This window comes from Parabacteroides goldsteinii (assembly GCF_020091425.1).
GTDB lineage: Bacteria > Bacteroidota > Bacteroidia > Bacteroidales > Tannerellaceae > Parabacteroides > Parabacteroides goldsteinii.
This window is the reverse complement of the sequence record NZ_CP081906.1, coordinates 2,806,015-2,827,939: the sequence shown is the minus strand read 5'-3', so window position 1 is coordinate 2,827,939 and position 21,925 is coordinate 2,806,015. Positions and strand designations below refer to the sequence as shown.

At 40.7% G+C, this 21,925-nt stretch carries 14 protein-coding genes; 6 read left to right on the top strand and 8 right to left on the bottom strand.

What is annotated here, in order from left to right:
- The first annotated feature begins 69 nt into the window (after positions 1-69).
- The 4 genes from K6V26_RS12770 to K6V26_RS12755 all read left to right on the top strand — a co-directional run bounded on the left by K6V26_RS12770 (position 70) and on the right by K6V26_RS12755 (position 2,985).
- Entirely contained in the window at positions 70-846 is a 777-nt protein-coding gene (locus K6V26_RS12770; protein WP_224265506.1) for a Cof-type HAD-IIB family hydrolase, read from the top strand.
- 53 nt (positions 847-899) lie between these two features.
- On the top strand, positions 900-1,442 hold the full coding sequence (locus tag K6V26_RS12765; protein WP_007658305.1) for a beta-class carbonic anhydrase: 543 nt from the start codon (positions 900-902) through the stop codon (positions 1,440-1,442).
- Between the two features lie 189 nt (positions 1,443-1,631).
- On the top strand, positions 1,632-1,790 hold the full coding sequence (locus K6V26_RS12760; protein ID WP_007658304.1) for a hypothetical protein: 159 nt from the start codon (positions 1,632-1,634) through the stop codon (positions 1,788-1,790).
- Between the two features lie 196 nt (positions 1,791-1,986).
- Positions 1,987-2,985, top strand: coding sequence for a M28 family metallopeptidase (locus tag K6V26_RS12755; protein ID WP_224265505.1), 999 nt, complete (start codon positions 1,987-1,989; stop codon positions 2,983-2,985).
- A 66-nt stretch (positions 2,986-3,051) separates the two neighbouring features.
- Here the strand turns inward: K6V26_RS12755 and K6V26_RS12750 are convergent, their stop codons facing one another.
- The 5 genes from K6V26_RS12750 to K6V26_RS12730 form a co-directional block, all read right to left on the bottom strand.
- Positions 3,052-3,594, bottom strand: coding sequence for an FKBP-type peptidyl-prolyl cis-trans isomerase (locus K6V26_RS12750; RefSeq protein ID WP_007658299.1), 543 nt, complete (start codon positions 3,592-3,594; stop codon positions 3,052-3,054).
- Between the two features lie 106 nt (positions 3,595-3,700).
- Complete coding sequence (locus K6V26_RS12745) at positions 3,701-5,473, bottom strand: SusD/RagB family nutrient-binding outer membrane lipoprotein (protein WP_186959181.1); 1,773 nt, start codon at positions 5,471-5,473, stop codon at positions 3,701-3,703.
- A gap of 15 nt (positions 5,474-5,488) precedes the next feature.
- A complete protein-coding gene (locus tag K6V26_RS12740; RefSeq protein ID WP_007658297.1) occupies positions 5,489-8,851 on the bottom strand; it encodes a SusC/RagA family TonB-linked outer membrane protein in 3,363 nt (1,120 codons plus the stop codon).
- A gap of 445 nt (positions 8,852-9,296) precedes the next feature.
- Positions 9,297-9,482 (bottom strand): DUF3874 domain-containing protein, encoded by a 186-nt coding sequence (locus tag K6V26_RS12735; protein ID WP_262905169.1) that lies wholly within the window; start codon positions 9,480-9,482, stop codon positions 9,297-9,299.
- A gap of 39 nt (positions 9,483-9,521) precedes the next feature.
- Positions 9,522-10,673 carry a BT4734/BF3469 family protein gene (locus tag K6V26_RS12730; protein ID WP_224265504.1) on the bottom strand — a complete coding sequence of 384 codons (1,152 nt, stop codon included), beginning with the start codon at positions 10,671-10,673 and terminating at the stop codon, positions 9,522-9,524.
- A 320-nt stretch (positions 10,674-10,993) separates the two neighbouring features.
- Between K6V26_RS12730 and K6V26_RS12725 the strand changes: the two genes are divergently transcribed.
- Positions 10,994-11,638: an HU family DNA-binding protein gene (locus K6V26_RS12725; RefSeq protein ID WP_224265503.1), complete on the top strand. Its 645-nt coding sequence runs from the start codon at positions 10,994-10,996 to the stop codon at positions 11,636-11,638.
- A 107-nt stretch (positions 11,639-11,745) separates the two neighbouring features.
- Here the strand turns inward: K6V26_RS12725 and K6V26_RS12720 are convergent, their stop codons facing one another.
- From K6V26_RS12720 to K6V26_RS12710, 3 genes are all read right to left on the bottom strand, one after another.
- Complete coding sequence (locus tag K6V26_RS12720) at positions 11,746-12,387, bottom strand: hypothetical protein (protein ID WP_044214343.1); 642 nt, start codon at positions 12,385-12,387, stop codon at positions 11,746-11,748.
- A 68-nt stretch (positions 12,388-12,455) separates the two neighbouring features.
- On the bottom strand, positions 12,456-14,357 hold the full coding sequence (locus K6V26_RS12715; protein ID WP_010802674.1) for a SusD/RagB family nutrient-binding outer membrane lipoprotein: 1,902 nt from the start codon (positions 14,355-14,357) through the stop codon (positions 12,456-12,458).
- 31 nt (positions 14,358-14,388) lie between these two features.
- Positions 14,389-17,811, bottom strand: a complete 3,423-nt coding sequence (locus K6V26_RS12710; protein ID WP_224265502.1) for a SusC/RagA family TonB-linked outer membrane protein — start codon at positions 17,809-17,811, stop codon at positions 14,389-14,391.
- A gap of 691 nt (positions 17,812-18,502) precedes the next feature.
- On the opposite strand from K6V26_RS12710, the gene K6V26_RS12705 reads away from it, so the two are divergent.
- On the top strand, positions 18,503-21,919 hold the full coding sequence (locus K6V26_RS12705) for a SusC/RagA family TonB-linked outer membrane protein (protein ID WP_007658296.1): 3,417 nt from the start codon (positions 18,503-18,505) through the stop codon (positions 21,917-21,919).
- The last annotated feature ends 6 nt before the right edge of the window (positions 21,920-21,925 follow it).

The following is a 21,925-nucleotide window of genomic DNA, read 5'->3' as shown; positions in this document are numbered from 1 at the left end:
GGTATATAAAAATCTGCATGTGTTTATTTATTCTTATCTTTGTATCAAATTTAGGTTATTAGAAAAAGTATGGTTAAGGCAATTTTCTTCGATATAGACGGGACGTTGGTCAGTTTTAAGACACATGAAGTACCCCGCTCTACCATTGACGCATTGGATATTTTACGGAAGAAAGGTATTAAAGTTTTTATAGCAACAGGTCGTCATTACAGTTCCATCAACAATCTGGGAAATTTAAAATTTGACGGATATGTTACACTGAACGGTGGATATTGTTTTGCCGGAGAAGACAAAGTGATCTATAAACACAGCATTCCCGACAGGGATATCGATGCATTGATCCGCTATTTGGAAACTGAAGAGTCTTTCCCCTGTGCTTTTGTCCAGGAAAAAGAAATCTTTATGAATTATAAGGATGAAACAGTGGAAGAAATTTTTAATATGCTGAATTTTCCGGAGCCGCCTATCCGTCCTCTGAGTGAAATGAAGGGAAAGACGGTCTACCAGTTAGTCTCATTTTTTACTGCCGAACAGGAGAAAAAGATCATGTCTATCTTATCCCATTGCGAATCCACTCGCTGGAATCCGTTGTTTACCGATGTGGTACCTGCCGGGAGCAGCAAGCGGATCGGTATTGATAAAATGCTGGAATACTTTAAGATACCATTAAAAGAATGTATGGCTTTCGGTGATGGCGGTAATGATATAGCCATGCTTCAGCATGCCGGGATCGGGGTTGCTATGGGGAATGCTGACGACGACGTAAAACAATATGCGGATTATGTAACCGATTCTGTCGATGAGGACGGGATATTCAAAGCCTTGAAATTCCACAACATTATTTAAACCAGTGTTGTTATTTATATAGCTAGTATTATTATTAAAAGAAAGACAGACTCATGATAGACGAATTACTTGAATACAACCGGGGATTTGTAGATAAGAAAGGATATGAAAAGTTTATAACGAATAAGTATCCCGATAAAAAGATTGCCATCGTATCCTGTATGGATACTCGTCTGATAGAATTGCTTCCTGCCGCATTGGGCATAAAGAATGGCGACGTGAAAATCATAAAGAATGCCGGTGCAATCATTTCACATCCGTTCGGCAGTGTGATACGCAGTCTGATGGTCGCTATTTATGAACTGGGAGTGGTCGAGATCATGATCATTGGTCATTCTGATTGCGGTGCCCAGCATATGGACAGCGACGAGATGATCGAAGCAATGAAGAAACGGGGTATTCCCGCTGAGCGAATCGATATGATCCGTTACTGCGGAATCGATTTTAAATACTGGCTTCGTGGGTTTGACTCGACAGAATGCTCAGTAAAAGATACAGTCGAACAAGTTCGCAACCACCCGTTGATTCCTACCGATATTACGGTTAGAGGCTTTGTAATTAATTCAGTTACAGGTGAATTGACCGAAGTGGAGTAGGGAGGTTATCTTCTGAAAATCTATTTCTATAGATTAAATAAATGTAAAGATAGAAATAATTTATATGTTTTATAGCATAGTTTTGGAAAAAGTGCTTATCTTTGCACTGTAAACAAAAAGAAAAGATTAAGGTTTAGGTTAATTATTAACGAGTCTTCCAAGCGTGGAAGACATAAAAAAGTAAAGATTATGATGACAAGTAGAAATGAAGAAAATCTTCGTACTTTAGCGATGTTGCGTTATCAGGCTGATCGTTATCAGTCAATGAGAAATGGTACAATGAGTCAGCGAGTAAATGCTGAAATCCGTCGCCTGTTGGAAGAAATGGGCGCTAACGCAAAAAATTAAACAAAAAGAAAGTATATTATTTTGATGTATTCTCTTCACCAGGGTCTTTTATAAGACTGGTGAGAGATCGAGAGATGGGCATTCGACGCTGACAGAACAGCGAAGATTAGCCTTTTTTTATTTTCTATCCCTTACAATTCTTCAATTTATCTTCTATCTTTGTGCGCGGAACAAATCTATAAAACACAATCATACAATGAAAAGAACAGGTTTATTTGTAGCATCCGTCATGCTATCTACCACCCTTTGGGCACAGTCGCCTGTAGAAAAAGGACTGAACACTATCAATAAGGAAAATGCGGAAGCCTATATCGGTTTCTTGGCCAGTGACGAACTGGAAGGGCGTGAAGCCGGTTTCCAGGGAGGACGGATTGCTGCCGAGTATATCGTCTCCAACCTGAAGACAATGGGCATCGCTCCCTTGAATGAGTCTTATTACCAACCTTTCGAGGCTTATAATAAGGAACGCCAGAAGAGGGGACGTTTCCAGGTGCATCCTGATTCGATCGCCCAACTGAAGCAAGGTGTACATCAGAAGTTATCCATGCGTAATATCCTGGGTAGGATAGAAGGGAAGAATCCGAATGAATATGTTATCATCGGAGCTCATTATGATCATCTGGGATTCGATCCGATGCTGGACGGTGACCAGATCTATAACGGGGCAGATGATAATGCTTCGGGCGTATCGGCTGTCCTTCAGGTTGCAAAAGCATTCCTGGCCTCCGGTGAGCAACCGGAACGTACGGTTATTTTTGCTTTCTGGGACGGTGAAGAAAAAGGATTGCTAGGCTCTGAATATTTTGTGCAGAACTGTCCGTTCCTGAAAGATGTAAAGGGATATTTGAATTATGATATGATCGGCCGCAATTCGAACGAAGCGGTTCCCGAGCAGGTCGATTATTTCTATACGGAAGCAAACAAGGCTTTCGGTGACTGGCTAAAGAATGATATCAAGAAATACAATCTGAACCTGAAACCGATTTATCACCCCTGGGACAAGCCGGTAGGAGGGAGTGACAACGGCTCTTTTGCCAAACGTGGTATTCCCATTATCTGGTATCACACCAACGGTCATCCGGACTACCATATGCCGGGCGACCATGTCGAAAAGATCAACTGGGATAAGATCGTAGATATTACAAAAGCCTCTTTCCTGAATATGTGGAACTTGGCGAATGAGAAGAAATATTAGTGTTGAATATAAAAAGGAGAGGATCTTTCAATTTTTGAAGTGAAACAACCTCTCCTTTTTAAAAGCTTAATCAAAACTTTTTACAGTAAAAGTAAACTGCAACGTTGAGCATAATGGAATATACGGATTGGAGTAATTACGATCCCCATATCCCAACTGATAAGGAATTATAGCATCCACCCTTTCTCCTTTACGGATTTTCGGCAAAAGAGCAGCCAGGCCCTTAATCAGATTCGGACTGTCCAATTTTAAAGTCTGATCTATCGGATTACCATCTTTATTACCTACGATAACCGTTTGGGAAACCGGAATTACTCCTAACATAGAAACTTTTACATCAGCATCTATCTTAGGGAAAGAATCTATTTGACTCGTTTCCAGTACACGATACAAAAGCGTATCTTCATCCACGACTAATCGCTGATACAGCAATTGTCCGTCATCCTCTACATCTTCCTTTTTTTCCTGAAAATATTTCTGGTTATCGGCAATCCATATTTTCTCCTCTTCTGTATGAGCCGGTATCGTCTTTTCATCGTCATCACCACAAGCCGATAGGCCGATCACCATCACTATTACCCAATACAGGATCACATTAATCGATTTCATTTTTACTCATTTTGTTAAATTATGCAGTACATTTTATAGTGAATAAAGGCTGTCGAAAAAGTTCCTCGACAGCCTTTGTGTTTATGTAGCATTAAGCTAATGTTTATTACAATGCATTACCATTATGGTTTTCTGCAGGAGTTGTACGTCCTGTCCACCAAACTGGTGTGTCGTATGTATTCTTATGAGCAACTTTTGCAAAGTTATCACCGTTGTTAGTCAACTCGCTGGACGGATAGAACATACGTTCCTGGAATACCACATTAGGAGTGGAGACAAACGGCAGTTCTCCGTCGAAGTCTTTTACCAAACGACGAGCTTCGTTGTAAATTTCATACGGATTCATGATATTCATGTGGCAGAACTTCTGGTCGAAAATGAATTTCAGTTTATCTTTTGTTGAGGCCAGACTAGCAAACTTGTTAGCAGCTAGTTCTTCATAATCAGCCAGATGATCTTCGTCCAATTCCGGAGCTTTAGCCTTTGCCTGAACATACAGAATACTCGGCAGAGAAGATTCATTATAACTCATTGTTTTATTCACATTATAATAGAAGCGAGTAGAAGCATCAATGGCCTTCTTAATACAGCTTTTAACATCGATATTACCTAACTCGCCCGGCCAACGTACAGCGGCTTCAGCCAATAACAAGTTTGTTTCTGTTGAACCCATTACCGGAAATTTCATATCGAAATTGAAGTAAGTACGACGGTTATACATTGTAGGAATACGTTCCGGATTCCACGGATTAGTAACCACATCATTAAAATTATACATATCAGTCAATTCCTTTTCTGTATAATAGTTAGGAAGTTCCGCTTCAGCTTCTTCTATTGTTAATGGCAAACCAATATAGCGTCCGTGGATATCCGGTTGGAACATGGCATACAAACGTGGGTCAAAATCGTGACGAGTGATACCATTTTCATCACCTGGCTGATATTCATAATTCATGATATCTTCAATGATCGTTGCCGGTGCACCTGATTCATATCCACGTTCATCCAAACCACGGAAGAATGTCAGTTCGAAGGCATGTGTTTTATCCTGTTCTTCAAAACCAAGATCATGTGAATATTCTGTCAACATGCGGTTTTCGGCAATCAACTCTTTAATAGTCGAAAGAGCTGCATCCGGTTTCACATGGCAGAGACGCATTGCCATACGCAAACGTAAAGAATTAGCCATACGAATCCATTTGTCCAAATCACCGTTACACAAAATATCTACAGAAGAGAATTTTGACTCTTGTGCATCTGTTTGAAATTGATATTCACTTAATTCAGCAGCCGCATTTTTCAGAGTTTCCATGATATTCATGTAAATCTCTTCTTGTGTATCATATTTAGGATAAAACAGTTCCTGGAAAGCACCTCCGGCTTCTGAATAAGGCATATCATCGTATAAGTCTGTTGCACGTTGGAATGCATAAGAACGGATAATATCACTACAAAGCATATACACTTTGTTTTGTTCTTGCTCTTCTTCTGTCATGTCGGCATACAGCAATTTCATGCCACTGAGTTCCTTGCTGTAATTGGTACAAGTTTGTGTGAATATAAACTCATTAAACGGAGTACCTGACCAGCCATCCCATGGACGGACAATCGTATTGTTTTGAGTTCTATCCAGATACAATGGACTGACACCTAATCCTAACATCTTACCGAAACCTCTCATGTAATGGTAAGTCGCACCGTAATCATACCGGAACAAATGTCCTTTTGTCTGAGCAGAAGCAAACAGCAGACTGAAGTCAGCTTCCGTCAATTTATCCGGATTATAAAATTTCTCATCCAGTGTGTCACATGACACCATTGCTCCGGTTACGGCAACGCCTAAAGCTAAACTGGTTATATATTTTCTGATTGTATTCATACTTTGTTATACTGATTAGAATGAAACATTAAGCCCCAAACCAAAACTGCGGATACCCGGGATGCTACTAACCTCTGTAAATGAGTTAGTACCTTGTGTAGATTCCGGTGTTACATTCGGAATTGCCTTATAAATATAGCACAAGTTGTTTGCAAAGGCATTGATGCGTGCGCTTTGAATCTTGAACTTTGAGACGAAACTTTTTGGTAAATTGTAGTTGAACGACAAAGAACGCAAAGCTATGTAATCACTTTTATAGATTTGGTCTTCAGACAAATCCATGCCTCCCTGCCAATATAACTGACTGTAGTATTGTTCAGCAGAGATCACTTTTTCATTCTGTTTTCCATCACTTGTAACACCAGGAGTAATTACACCATCATGCAAAATAAATGGATAGAAAGAATCAGCAGGTACAGCAGCTGAATGGCTATCCAACTTGATACGTTCGCCAGCCGTATTCACATAATAAGGTAGACCACCCCGGGCTTCATCACGATATTTCAATGATTCAACGCCGGAACCATTACCTAACAAAAACATATTTGTCTGAGAAATCATGGTAGCACCGAACTGGAAGTCGAAGACTGCACTCAAAGAAAAGTCTTTATATGACAGACTTGTAGTCAAACCACCGACAACATCCGGCGTAATCTTACCAACTTTTATCATTTTCGTTTTATCAAAGTCCCAAACACCGGTTCCCTGGTTTACGATACGGTTACCCTGTTCGTCACGCTGATATGGATAAATATAGATTTCACCATATTCACCATTAGGAATACTCCGAACAGAAGCACCGGTAGCGCCCCACATATCCAACTGATTAATACCTTTACCCAATTTCTTTACTTTGGTTGAATAGTTCGCCAGATTGAATCCGACTTCCCATGTCCAATCTTTCGTCATGATCGGCTTTGTATTCACAGAAAATTCAATACCACTTTGGGCGATATCACCTGCATTCATACGAACTTCGGTTAAACCGGAAGAAGAAGGCACTGTTAACTTCGTGATCTGGTCGTATGTATTATTATGGAAGAAAGAGAAATCTACACCGATACGGTTACCCGGTAAGAATGCTCCTTCTAAGCCGATTTCATATTCACGTTTACGTTCAGGCTTCAAGTTCGGAACCGGGAATCCTCCAGTGGCTGAAGCAAAGTCTGCCGGTGGCAAATAATCAGGTAACGACATGGTAGGTTGTCCACCATAAGCACCTAACGAGAAGTCTACGTTACCATAATAACGAGGACCCGGACGACCTACGTCGGCCCAAGAAGCACGTACTTTACCAAAGTTCAAACTTGGAATATCGAATGCTTCCGTGAAGATCCATGACAAGCTGGCACCTGGGTAGAAGTAATGGTTATTTTCCGGAGGAAGGATGGAAGACCAGTCATTACGAGCCTGGATTTCCAAATACACCTGGTTGGCATAAGCTAACTGAGCAGAAGCGAACACACTCAACAATAAGTCATTTCCACGAGAACGGCTGGAACGAGGTCCGAAGTCTTCACGCGTATTACTCAAAGAAAACCAGTTTTCAATAGCGAATGTTTCCGCTACGTATTGTTCCTGATATTCCTCTTTATTATACTTAACAGCACCACCGACCATGGCTGACAAATCCCAAACGTCGTTGAATGTCTGATTGTAGTTGAAAGAAGACTGACCGTACATAATCATGTTACGTTTGTTCGCGATCTGATACCAACCTTGCTTATTTTCGTAAGACAGCGGTTTGCTGACATGTTGCTTAATTTCCTGATCGGATACTGTCCAGTCAATACCACCCAGCGTAGTCCAGGAGAACTTATCATTGAATGTTACATCAACGTTCAATGATTGAATCAAGTGGTTACGGTCAAAGTCATTCGAGTTACGCAACTGTGACCAATAATAACCAGAGAAATAACTGGTATAAGGAGCCATCTGCGTAACAGAATTGTTCATGCTGAAATAATTGTAACCTTCGTCTGTCAGATACATATCTTTGATCAAGTTGACATCCTGTTCACGAGGGAAACCGTAAGTTGCAAAACTTTGCATGGCATACGGAGCATTGTGATCTTTCGTGTTCGAGAAGTTGGTATTCATTTTCACCTTAATCCAGTCATTTGCTTTCAGATCCGCAGCAAAACTAAATGAGTGAGCTTTGTTATCGGCACCATAAGAGATAGCATTGTAATCACGATAGTTGTATGACAAACGGAAAGACCCCAACTCTCCCCCATTACTCAATGCAAAATTTACATTGGTTTGACCACCTGTGCGATATAAATCTCTTTGATTATTCTTTTGAGCAGAATAAGAATGATATTGACCGTCCCACCATAACAACTGACGGCCATCCAAACGTGGACCGAAGTTATAACTGGAACCTCTCCATAAAGACTCGACAGTTTGTCCGGTATGCGGGTCAGTCATTGTATAGAAACCATCTTTAGAGATTTCTTTTAAAGCGGCAGTACCGGCACTCGAACCTGTACCGAATTCATTCTGCAATTCAGGTAAGTACGCAGCCATATTCCAGGAATGGTTGATACCGAAATCAATACCTAATCCTTTTTTACCACCGGTTTTAGTCGTAATCAACATGACCCCGTTAGCACCTTCCGATCCATATAATACGGCCGCTTTCGCTCCTTTCAGGATTTCAATGGAAGCAATGTCCTCCGGATTAATGTCGTTCAAACCAGTACCATGGTCACCACCGGTACGGCTGTTGGTAGACTGTCCGGTATTTTCATCATGAATAGGAATACCATCTACTACAATCAATGGACGCGTAGAAGAATCTTCTGTCAACGAAATGGCATTACGAACCTTAATGTTCATACCGCCGGAAGGACCGGAAGCTGTAGATTGTAATTGTAAGCCTGAAGTTTTACCATACAGAGCTTGCATAGCATTCATCGGTGTACCGGCTTCAGTCAGTTCTTCTCCTTTTACACTACTTACCGAATAACCCAACGCTTTCTTTTCGCGTTTGATACCCAAAGCTGTTACAACGACTTCATCCAGTTTCTGAGCGTCTTCCGCCAGTTTTACTTGTAAAGCCGGTTGACCAGTGTACTTGATTTCCTGGGTTGAGTACCCTATAAAAGAAATCTGAATAATGTCACCGCTCTTCACACCTTCCAATGTAAAGTTACCGTCCATATCGGTAATCGATCCATTTGTGGTTCCTTTTACAACTACAGATGCTCCGGCTACAGGACCGAATTCATCTTCAACTACTCCCGTTACTTTCCCAGTCTGTTGGGAAATACTTGTTTTTGGCATTGCTGCAACCGTATCCGCAAATACATATCCGGGAATACCCAGTGTACCGGCCAACAGCAATAAGCCTACAGGCTTAAAGTTTTTCAACATAATTGATGGTTTTTATTTGAACATACAATAGCCATTGCTTTGGCGAAACAATGGTCTGTTCTAATTCTCATTAGATATAATTTTCAATAATTCTTTAGCACCAAGTGTTTTTTTAGTTGGCGTTGATAACTTAGTACTAAAAGGACTATAGTGTTTTTGGAATCAAATCGTATTGATAATCAATAAGTTATAATTTTAAACTACAATATTTAACTACTTGTGTCAGGGTAAAAACTATATTATTTAAAAGCTTTGGAAGCTTTTCTGATGGGTTAATATTGATTAATAGGAGGACAGAGTTCTGATTTGTGGGAGATTTCTCCTTATTTATATAAATTTTAGTAAATCCGGCGTCATATTTCGGTAGAGATATTTTAACAAGTTGTACCATAGGAATATGGGGGTGACGCCATGGCAGGAGGACGGCATCACCCCGCTTGTTTTATCAGATTTCAATTACATGGTAGTAATTGCCTGTTTTCGTATGTTTTTTGGTTACATTATTCTTTAGCAACAGCCGGCCGAACAGAGCCATGTTGCGGATACCGGATTTTATCTTGCTTCGTTGTTCGATCCGTCTCAATATTTCGGCGGCAGGGAGCAGTTCGCCCTGTTCTCCGGTTTCAGGCAAGCGGAAATATTGGAAGAAGAGTTGCTCTTCAACCGGAATCTAATAGATATAACGTTTTACGTCCCTGTCCCATAGCGGGATACCTTCTTCCTGCGCATTCAGGCTGATACTGTTGAGGACCTGTTCGTTAACAGGAAAGAAATTGAAATAGTACGATTTGCGTTCACGGTATTCCGCATCTCCCTTCATATTATTATATCTGAATTCATACCGGCGTTTCATAAATTCGTCGGCTTGAAAGGCGAGTACCTGCTCCGGACGGATACACGGTTTCCGGCCGAAACCGGAGGACAGGCAGTAGACATTGTGTACGGTTGTCCGTATCTCCGCTTCAAAAATCCGGAAATGGGTATGTACCGGCAACCACTTGACCACCTCTTCTTCCGGGATACCACTGCGGAAGCAATTCTCGACAAGACAAGTAAGGAAAGGCTTGATATCTTCATCCTCTTTTCGATAACCGGTCGCATCTATGGCTTGCCGTAATGAATTTTCGAAAAGTAACGAAACGATCCGGCTTCGTTCATAACCGGGAACGAGGCGTTGTAGCGGGTCTGTCACGGCTGGTGACGGTGCAGAAACCGGTAGCTTTTCCGGCGTCTCCCAAGGTTGTTCGATCCGGATAGGCAGGGCGTCCGGATTGTAGTAAATATCCGGATCGAATGAAAGCCGGCAGACCGCATCCAATTCGTTTTTTTCAACAGTGATCTGTTGTTGCAACTCTTCCCGGTAATAGGCTGCCGCTCTGTCATAGGCCCGGGCATGGAAAAAACGAATAAGCGTATCGTTCTGTGGAACAGTATAATCCGGCAGTGTGAAAGGAATTACAATTTTCACGCTTTTTCCGCTTGATCCGATAAAAGCTGCCATCGTCTGTAATGATCCGGCTGCTTGCCAGCGGACATTTTTTGCCTCGTTGCAGTTAGCGAGATTGTTTATTTTGAGCAGGACCAATCCGTTATATTGGTTTCTGACAAACGTCCCATCCTGCTTTTTTACGGTAGAACAGAAGTAGACGACCGGCAACCGGTTCGCCTCTTTTACCGAAACTCCGGGAATGGTGTAGCGCAATTCTTCACGCAGGGCTGCCACTTGCTTTTCTTTGTAACCGTCACGGATCAGTCCGACCAGTTTTTCCATCTCAATTGTCTTTTGTGCTTTCTGATTTGCACTGAATAAAGTTGCTTTCATTTGTCTTCTTTTTTTATTGATTTTTTCCAAAGGTAAGTATCTGAATGCCGGTTTACAGCATGTAAAGACCAATCATTATCAGGAAGGATACAACTATTTCATCTATTGAAAATAAAGGAGATAACTATTGTTTATCCACTTATATTTTATATCTTTGGTCGTATATTCTTAACCTTTCGACCTGGGTGAACCTTATAGTTGACCTAGGGCAAATTGAAGTTCGACCTGGGGCGAATATATGGTTGACCTGGGTCAAATACTTACTAAGTCCAGTCTTTAGCCATAAAAGTCTATAGGCCGGATGATAAAAACACACTGATATGACAGCAATTTACAAGATGGAGCAGAATCCGCCTAAAAAGGGTTCAGGTAAAAAAGTCGTATTGCATCCCCGTATAGTCCCTTGGGATACAGTGAGTACCGATCGTTTAATAGAGGAAGCGTCTTCGCGATCCACTTATACTAGTGGTGACCTGAAAGGGGCGGTCCGTCTGCTCTCCGACATGCTGAAAGAGAAACTACGCGATGGATATAATGTTTATCTCGACGGAATCGGCTATTTCAGTGTATCGTTGAAATCGCGCCCGGTAGAAGACAAGAAGGAGTTGCGTAGTGAATCCGTTCATTTCAAGAATGTGAATTTTCGTTGTTGTGCCGGACTGAAGCATGAACTGAAAACAATGCCGGTGGAACGTTATAAGGAGCCAAAGGTAACTGATTTTTCACAGGAGGAAAAAGAAAGCCGGTTGTTGCGGTTTCTGGAGCGACATGCATATATTACAACCTTGGCTTATCAGGGTTTGAACGGTTGTACCCAATATCTGGCACGCAAAGATCTCAAACAATTTGTGGCCGATGGCATCCTGGTGGAAGACGGGACGCGAAGAATGTGCATTTATGTGAAGCGTCCGGAACCGACGGAATTACCGGATAGCCTGGTGGTGGATTCGAATATGGGGAGGTAAAATGATTGGTGACGCCATTTGTTAATAATAGCGTCACCATTTAGTGATATGCAAATCAAGAGATAATAATGTCATAAATGAATGTGATACCGCGAGTCAGATATAATTTATAATCCCAGGCAGAAATTAACTAAAGTTATTACATCTTTAGGGGTATTCATATCTGTCTTTTGTTTCTTTATGAAATCTTCTATTTGTGTTTCTTTATTGGGGAAAAGTTTCAGGAGGGTTTTCTTGTTTTTGAATTTGAAAGGCTGACCATCGCGAAAAATACAGTATTCATTCTGGTTTGCTAATTTAAATACCTCCGTATATTGGTCTTCATAAACACCGTATTGCCATTCTGCGGTATTTATTGTTTCTACTTTAGCCTGTTGTACACCATAAGCACCTTTATAGCCTTGTGATTTATTTTTTAATAGCCAATTTATGCCGATAAGTCCGTTGGGAACTGGTATTATTTCATAAAAACTTTCTCTCTTTCCGGCAGGGATAAATTTGGAGTCACCGATATAAACAGTGTCAACCTGCGATAAATTAGTCAGAATCATTTCTTCTGCTCCGCTTTTAAACATCATGACTTGATTACCGCAATCATAATTGAGTTCGGCAGGGGTTTTTGATTTATTTTTCATCAATACGATACCCCTGTTATAGTTTTCAAATAACATCTGACGTTTTTTCTGTGCGTTGGCACTTATTATAGTGACTAAACAACAAATAAAGATAATTAACGAGTATGTTCTCATTGCAGTAGATTATAAAAAAGAGTAGTTGCTCATGGCAACTACTCTTTAGCGGTTATTAATTATATAAATTACTTCTTTGGCCCTTCACCCCATTGCGGAGCATTCTTATCCTGCCATGTACGCTCAGAGTTTAAGATGGTCTTGTTATTATCCCCTGCTGCTGTGACTGTATAGCCTTGTGCTGCGTAAGCATCCAATTCTATCTGATATAACTGGCTGGTTTCGTTAGGAACACCGGTATGGAAACGGCGTGGTATATTGGTAACAGGTATTGAACTATAGTTTTCGCGGCTGATAAATTCGGAATTGAATTTAGGTATACCTGAACGACGAGCTGTTACAAACTGGTCGTAAGGATACATCGTGAAGTGCAATAACTGCTGTAAGTAGACTTTTTCCAATTGTTCATCGACAGAACCTGTGAGTTTATAATCCTTGGATGCAAGCATTGCATCGATTTCTCCATCCTTCAGTTCGATAGAAACCTCGTTCGGATCATAATCATATGTAGTACCGTAATAAGCAATTTGGTTGAGTCCGGCTGCTTTATCATATTCCATAACAGATAGTTTTAATCCTTGTGTGTAATAAGACTCGGCTGTATTGGGCAAATCGGCACCTAACAGTTTGAATTCCGCCAGATAGAGATTGACTTCTCCGCCCCCTAAATACATACCGTACCAAGGACGACTTTCGTTTTTCGTGATAACCGGACCGCCGGGAATTGTCGGCATGGTAAAGTTATAAGTGCGTCCGATAACCATCTGCCGTTGATACATAGAGTAAGGACGGTAAGTTTTGGCACTTTGACCTTTATCATCGGTAATCTTATAACGATTTCCGTAGTCAAACCATTCTCCATAAACTGCACTGTTATTATTTGCATTATATTCAACAGGTAATCCGTAATATCGAACCCAAGGTTCACCCATTCCCTTCCATTTCACAAATGTCTTTTTGCCGTCGGCATTTGTTGTAAACTCGATATTTTCTTCAATATATGAAGGTATACTTTTACCCTGATCGTAAAACTCTTGTACGATCTTTGAGTTCCAGTCGTTCTTATCGTAGCAGAAGCGAACACGCGGGTCTTTATTTTCAAGCATGAAATTTATAACGCGCTGATTAGCTGCAGTCGATTCCATAAATCCGTTACTCCAGTGATAGATGTAATCATCGCTACTTGAATTTATGACAGATTTATTAAACAGTATGGCATCGTCTATGGAATCGATGTAGCCGCAAGATGCATTAGCCACTTCCGACGCGATTTTCAAGGCTTTTGCTTTATCCTGTGAGAGCAGACGGACTGCTATTTTCAATTTCAGGGAGTTTGCAGCTTTGGCCCATTTGGTAAGATCGCCATGGTAAATAGGATCCTGTTTTGTCGGGAATATCTGTTCTGTTGCTGTAGTGAATGTGGTGATGGCAGCATCCAGTTGTTCTAACCATAAATTATATAGATCAGCAATTCTATCGTAGGCCGGTGTCAATGTGCCGCCATGCAATGCATTTCCGGCTTCCGTAAATTGAATATCGCCATTGATATCACTGCTGGCAATAGCGAGATATGTAGTTAGCATATCTACGCATGCAGCTGTTGCTGCATGTTTGGCGGATTCTTCTTCACTCATGTTAGAGCGTAAAAATGTAATCTCGTGTGCCAGTTTTAATACATTCACATAGCCTACACCGCCAACCGCAGTTGTCAAGAAAGAACTTTCTTTAAAACTGCCTGTAGGTACAGCCATCTGACTCCAGGCTGTCAACATCGGTGAGTCGTAGAACCAATAAGTGTAACTAAAAGGTTCAAAATCCATAACGGCCTGTGCGAAAAGATAAGATGGCTCAGCCTTTGTTACTTGAGTAGGACTGGAGTTGATGTCTGAAAATTCATCGCGACATCCGGTTGTGCATACTATCGTTGCACTTAATCCCAATCCCAATAATATATTACGATAATTGTTCATGATTAATCAATTTAATGTTTCTGATTTTAGTTTAGAATCCGACATTAACAGTAAATGTGTAATTCGCTGTCAAACCGCTGAAAGAACGAACACGAAATTCGGAAGCAACTGTACCGCGAACAGATTCAGGATTTACCCCGTCGGGCATTGTATTCAACAGATAACCCAGATTTCGTCCAGATACAGATAAATTCAAATGTTGTGCACCAATTTTATTAGCAAACTTTTGAGGCATTTTGTATGATAATGTAATTTCACGTACAGCAATATAATTCAACTTTTTCAACCATGCATCGTTTACAGTACCTGTCCCCCATGCATTATTCCAATAATGCCATGCTGAAGCGTGCTGTGGATCCAACAGCCCTTTGCTATGCAAAGATTCATAAGTTTCGCCACCTTCGGCTACAGTATAAGAAGTTCCGTCAGGCAGGGGTATGGAAATACCACCTTCGATCAAACCGACTGGAATAATACCGTCATGATATGTTTGACCATCCCAGATAGAAGTATAAGTCATACCTCCATTTTCCGAATCACGCCATTTCAAAGACGTTTCTGTAAACCCGTAAGCTGTACCATAACGATTTGCATAAGAGGCTACATATCCTCCGAAGCGCATATCAAATAATGCACGTAAACTCCAGTTCTTATAGGTTAACGAAGTGCTAACAGAGCCTAAGAAGTCCGGAACCAACGAACCAATGATTTCTGCTTCGCCACTGCGTTGGTAGTACATAGCGTGCATTCCTTTATTACCCCCATAATAATCAACAGCATTTAGGATAGGCAGACCAGTTGCTTTATCTATTTTGGCTTTAGAGTCACTCATCAATACTCCGTACGATTCGCCGACTTTTGCAACTGAACCTACACGATAGTTTCCGTAACTAACTTCACCAGACAATGTAATATAATTTGCTACATTCGGATGCAATTCTATTATCTTATTTTCATTTTTAGTATAGGTGAAATCCAAATCCCATTGCCAGTCTTTTGTTTTGATTGGTGTTGTGTTCAGTGCAATTTCAAGACCTCTGTTCTGGATGTTTCCTGCGTTGATATACTGACTGTTGATGCCGGAAATACCAGGAACGCTGATCGACATGATCTGATTTTTGGTGTTTTCTTTATAATAAGTGAAATCAAGACCGATTCTGTTAGACAAGAAGCGCCAGTCCAAACCTATTTCCCATGCATTTTTACGTTCGGGCTTCAAATCATTTGAGTAGGCTGTAGACGGAATACTTAATGCATAAATATTATCTCCGTTTTGTAGTTGACCCGTCATCAGTGAATAGGCAGAGTTGATAGTATAAGCCTCTGTGTCATTACCAACCTGTGCCCATGAAGCACGTATTTTAGCAAAGGATATCCATTCCGGTAACTGGTCGCGAAGTGTTTCATGTATCAACCATGATCCGGAGACAGATGGGTAAAAGTATGAATAATTTCCATGACCGTCTGAATAAACCAATGAAGAGGACCAGTCGTTACGTCCGGTTACATCCAGGAAAAGTTGGTCTTTCCAACTGGCACTAGCCTGGAATGATAGGGATAACATCCGTTTTTCCCCTTCAATCTTACCGCTATATGATGGTGTGTTGATGGAGTTGGCAATAAAATATTGGTTAGGTACAACCAGACCTCCGTTTGTATTTTCTGCCATTGTTTGTTGCATGTTGTTATAATATTCTCCACGGATAAAACCACCGAATGTGAAATCGCTTACACTTTTATTAAATGTAAATGATGCATTAAAATTGGTCTGTTCTTTTGTGTACAATCCCATTCCGTAATATCCGCTATTAGTATTGGCATATCCGTCTCCTGGCTTTTTGCTTTCATAGCGGGTATAATAATAATTGTAGTTTCCTTCAGCACGGAATTTCATCCAGTCTGTTAAATCGGCCGTTAAAACCAAGGTTGGACGAACAGAAGTTTCCTTTTGTGAGTAATCATTCTCATAAATGTTCCACCAAGTGCTTCGTCCAGGGTTGTTGCCATATTCATCTCCATAATCGGCACTAGCCAATCCACCGTGAGATCCTTTGTAGCGTTTACGGAAGTACTGTGTGTCGTAAGTACGTCCCCATGTGCCGTCTACAAATAGCTCTCCGATATTCGGTTGAGCATTCTTCGGATTTGAATTTGCAAAAGAAATAGATGCTTCAATTTCTACTTTATTGGTTAACTTGTGCGATGCTTTAGCTAGAAAAGATACACGGTCGAAACTATTGTTTGGTAATGTTCCGTTTGCGTATTTATAAGATAAAGAGGTGTAGAATGAAGTCTTTTCAGAACTACCGCTAACGGAAATGTTTGTATTGCTATTGAATCCTAGATTATAAGCATCTTTAAAGTTATTTTCTACAGGACTGTATGCGATTGTGCTATAATCGAAATTTTCAATATCTCTTCCGTCAAAAGCTGGTCCCCAATGACGGCCTGTTCCTCCGACCAAAGTTGGGTTTCCGGCAGAGTTCAGATAGAACTGACCGAGGTTGTCATACAAATAATAATTACCTTCAGCATCGGTTTCTCCATAACCGACATTTCCTGTATAATTACCACGTCCGTATTTGTTCTGCAATCCAGGCTGTTTAAACATGTGGTCGATGCCTAAAGTCTGTGTTACGTTAACTCCGATACCCTTTTGTCCTTTACCTGATTTTGTTGTAATGACAACAGCACCATTCAAACCACGTGAACCATATAATGCAGTTGCAGCTGCACCTTTCAAAACGGAAACTGTTTCAAAGTCGTCCGGGTTCAAGTTCTTTAACTCATTACCGTAGTCATAGTTATTGGAATCCCAGTCGGCATCTCCATTCCTGATGGAATTGTCTAAAATAATACCGTCGACAACATAAATAGGTTGATTGTTTTTACCTAAAGTAGAAGCACCACGAATCTGGATTTTTGTTGAACCGAACATACCTCCGTCTGACCCTGCAATTTCAACACCTGCTACTTTACCTTGCAAAGCTGAAACCGGATTAATAGAATTATTAAGTAACTCTTCTCCCTTTAATTCAGTCACGGCGTAACCTAACGCTTTAGTTTCGCGTTTCATACCTAAAGCGGTAACAACTACTTCATCTAATTTTTGTGCATCTTCAATTAGTTTAATTGGTAAAGAAGGTTGTCCCGTATATTTGATTTCCTGGGTTGCGTAACCTATAAAAGAAATCAGAATAACGTCACCACTCTTTACTCCTTCCAATGTAAAGTTACCGTCCATATCGGTAATTGACCCATTGGTTGTCCCTTTCACTACGACAGACGCTCCGGCAACAGGGCCGAAATCATCTTCTACTGTACCTGTGACCTTCCCGCTTTGCTGAGAAATGTTCACTTCCGACTTAACAGGTGCTGTGTTTGCGTATACTTTAGGAAAACATAACGCTCCAGCAACTAAAATTAAGCTAACCGGTTTAAAGTTTTTCAACATAATTGATGGTTTTTATTATACTCAGATGCTATTTTGGCGTAAAAAGCACCTTTTAATTCATTTTGGTATAAATATAGAGACTTTGAGTAGGAACGCTTGTATGATTTGGCGTTATAAGTCGTTCATAGTACTAAAAGGACTATAGTGTTTTCGGTAAATCAACAAAAGATGGATATAAGTACTAAAAGAACTTAATCCAATATAGCTAATTATATAGAAATGTGCATGTTGGCTAATGTGTTGTTTAGTAGTCAGGTAAGAGATTTATAATATGGTCTGTCTTTTGAATGGAATTATTTGTTGTTAGATTTTTAGGTAAAATATAGCACGTTTATAAATGTTAATGAGAAAATGAAGGAAAGTTTGGTTGAAGAAAAATCATAAAGCTATTTAACAAATAAGACAGAATTTGAGTATTGAATTAACTTAATTACGATTGATTATTGTTAGCCAATGTGTTAAAAACAAAATCCCACGATATTTTTTTGACGAAAAATAACACGGGGTAATAATTATTTCATATATTTGTCGCGGATATAAAATGTACAGAGTTCTTTTAGAACTAAGGTAATAACGCCAACTAAATATACGCCAGGCTCTAAATCGCTTTGTAAAGTTATATCCAAAATAAAGAACAGACTTTTGTTTCGCCAAAACATTGTCTATTAATGTTCAAATAAAACCATCAATTATGTTGAAAAACTTTAAGCCTGTAGGCTTATTGCTGTTAGCCGGTACACTAGGTATCCCCGGATATGCGTCTGCGGATACGGTTACAGCAGGGCCGAGAACTAGTATTTCCCAGCAAGACGGAAAAGTTACGGGAACAGTTGAGGATGAATTCGGTCCCGTTGCCGGAGCATCTGTAGTAGTGAAAGGAACAACAAATGGTAACATTACCGACATGGACGGTAATTTTACTTTGGAAGGTGTGAAAAGTGGAGATATCATCCAGATATCTTTTATTGGGTATGCAACTCAGGAAATCAAGTACACTGGACAAGGAACTATCTCTGTTAAATTAGCAGAAGATACCCAGAAACTGGATGAAGTAGTTGTAACTGCCCTGGGTATGAAACGCTCAGAAAAAGCCTTGGGTTACGCTGTAACTGAATTGAAAGGTGATGAATTGAAAACAAATGCTATTAACCCGGTAGCTTCTTTGCAAGGAAAAGTGGCTGGTGTTGAAATTGCATCTTCTGATGGCGGTATGTTTGGTGCTACTAAAATTCAAATTCGTGGAGCTTCCACTTTGAACGGCAACAACCAGCCTATTTATGTTGTGGATGGCGTTATTCTGTCGAATGATTTGTCTGGTACCGGTTCTTCCGACTGGGATTCGAATGCTAATGACTACGGTAATATGCTGAAGAACCTGAACCCGGATGACTTTGAAACTGTATCTGTATTGAAAGGTGCTGCCGCTACTGCTTTGTACGGTTCACGTGGTTTGAACGGTGCAGTTGTGATCACGACTAAGAGTGGAAAAGGTGCTACCGGTTTCGGTGTTTCTGTTTCTCAGACATTCGGTCTGGATCGTGCACACGGAGGTATGGAGCGTCAAATGCTTTATGGCCCCGGAACGATCGGTGGAGATATCAGCTACGGAGAAGTGAATGCGGACGGCAGCTATAAGAAATGGGATCAGAATCAGTTCCGTTTGAACTCAAGAGGAGAGGGAACGGTTATCGGTGCTTCAACCATGTTGTGGGGACCGCGTTATGACGGTCGTCAGATCGAGAACTACGATGGAACAATGACTTCGTATTCACCGATCGAGAGCAACATGTCGGATGCTTACCAGACCGGGTTGAACTCAAATACCAATGTGTCTGTTCGCGGTGGAAACGAAACAACCAATTATTTTTCTTCCATCTCTTACAAGAAGGCTAAAGGTATTGTTGAAAACAATGATTTTGAACGTTACTCTTTGTTGCTGAAAGGTTCTCATAAGATCAGTAACCGTGTAGATGTAAATGCTTCTATCAGCTTTGCAAACTCTACGCCGAAGAACGCACAGATCAATATTGGTGAAAGTTTCGCAACCGGAACTTATTCAACCATGTACGATACTAATTATTTCCGCGATAAATATCTGGGTGACCATCATACTGGTCTGGCCAGCAATGACTATGGTGATAAGTATGGTAGTGTGCCGGGTAAGAGTTTGTGGTTTAAGATAGACAATAACGATAAAACCCGTAAGGAAACTGTTGTTCGTCCGACTGTTGAGATCAATGTTAAGATGTTAGACTGGTTGTCTTTCCGTGCTGAAGGTAATATGAACTATTATTATACCAGCTGGGAAGATAAACAATTAGGCGAAGGCTACAATAACAAAGGCGGTTTTTACGAAATGGGTCAGGAGTATAATAAGCAGACTACTTTCGGCGGAACTTTCACCTTTAATAAAGATGTAAAGGATTTCCATATCGGTGGTTTCCTTCGTGGTGAATACTATACGACAAGTGCAGCTACTCAGACATCTAAAACAGATGGTGGTCTGGCTGTTCCCGGTCAGTATTTTGTAGGTAACTCTTTGAATACCTCTAAAACGACGGCAGAAATTAAAAATACAAAACGTATTCTTTCCGCAGTTGCTGCTGTGAACCTGAGTTGGAGAAACCAGTTGTTCCTGGATATTACAGGACGTAATGACTGGTCTTCCGGTTTGATCTATACCAACGGAACGGGTAACTACTCCTATTTCTATCCGTCTATCGGTGGATCATGGTTGATCAATGAAACATTCCGTGATCAAATGCCTGAATGGATTAACCTGGCTAAGATCCGTGGTTCATGGGCACAGGTAGGTAACGATGCCAGCCCGTATTCTATTTATTCTTATTATACATTAGGTTCTTTATTGCAGCCGGATGGTTCCAATATCTTTACGAACTATTGGAATGATGATAATAAGAAACTGTTCAGCCCGAACCTGAAACCTGAACGTAAAAATTCATGGGAAATCGGTTTGGACTGGCGTATATTCGACAGCCGTATCGCCTTGGATGCAACTTACTACAAGGAAAATACGACTGATCAGATTATGACAATTGCTATCCCGTCCGAATCAGGTATCAGCAAACAGTTGATCAATGCAGGTAATATTCAGAACTCCGGTGTTGAAATTGCCTTGAATACGATTCCTTTCAAAAACAAAGACTGGGAATGGACATTGGACTTCACATTTACAAAGAACTCGAACAAGATCGTTGAACTTCACCCGAACGTAGCAAACTATATTGCCTTGGAAGGTGATGTAGCTTACGGTAACTATCGTGTAGGTTCTGTTGCGATTGTTGGTGGTTCTTATGGTATGTTGATGTCTGATGCAATGCCTAAAAAGAATGAAAATGGTGAAACCGTATTGACATGGCGTGATTCTTATCGTTCTGCATTTGCTCAACGTAGCGGCACTGCTGAAGAAGTAGGTAGCCTGGTTCCGAAGTTTATGGGTTCTATTGCTACAGGCGTAACCTGGAAAGACCTGAGTTTGCGTGTTGCCCTGGATGCCCGTATCGGTGGAAAGGTAGCTTCTTATTCTAATAAATACGGACAGGCTTATGGATTTACCCAATCTTCTTTAGACTTCCGTGATGAAGAACATGGTGGTATTACCTGGACTTCAAACTACGGAGATTCTAAGGGTATGACATTCCATGACGGTGTGATTCCTGAAGGTGTATTCGAAGCTGGTACAATGGCTACTTGTGTAGACGGTGTTAAACGCGACCTGGGCGGCATGAGTTTTGCTGATGCTGTGAATAAGGGATATTTGGAACCGGTACATGCTTCTGATTATCACTATTGGAGCAACCAGTGGGGTACTGGTACTGTAAACGATTACTGGGTACATGACCTGAGTTATATCGCATTACGCGAAATCACATTAGGATACCGCGTACCGAAGACCATCGCCTCTAAAATAGGTGCAAAGGGACTGAACCTGTCATTCAGTGCAAGAAATCTGGGTTACCTGTATAACTCATTACCAAACAATATTAATCCGGAAAGTGTGCGTAGTAACAAATCGGCTGAGTTCCGTGAACGTTCAAACAGCCCGATCACATCCAGCTATATGTTCACTATCAATTTGGATTTCTAATTAATA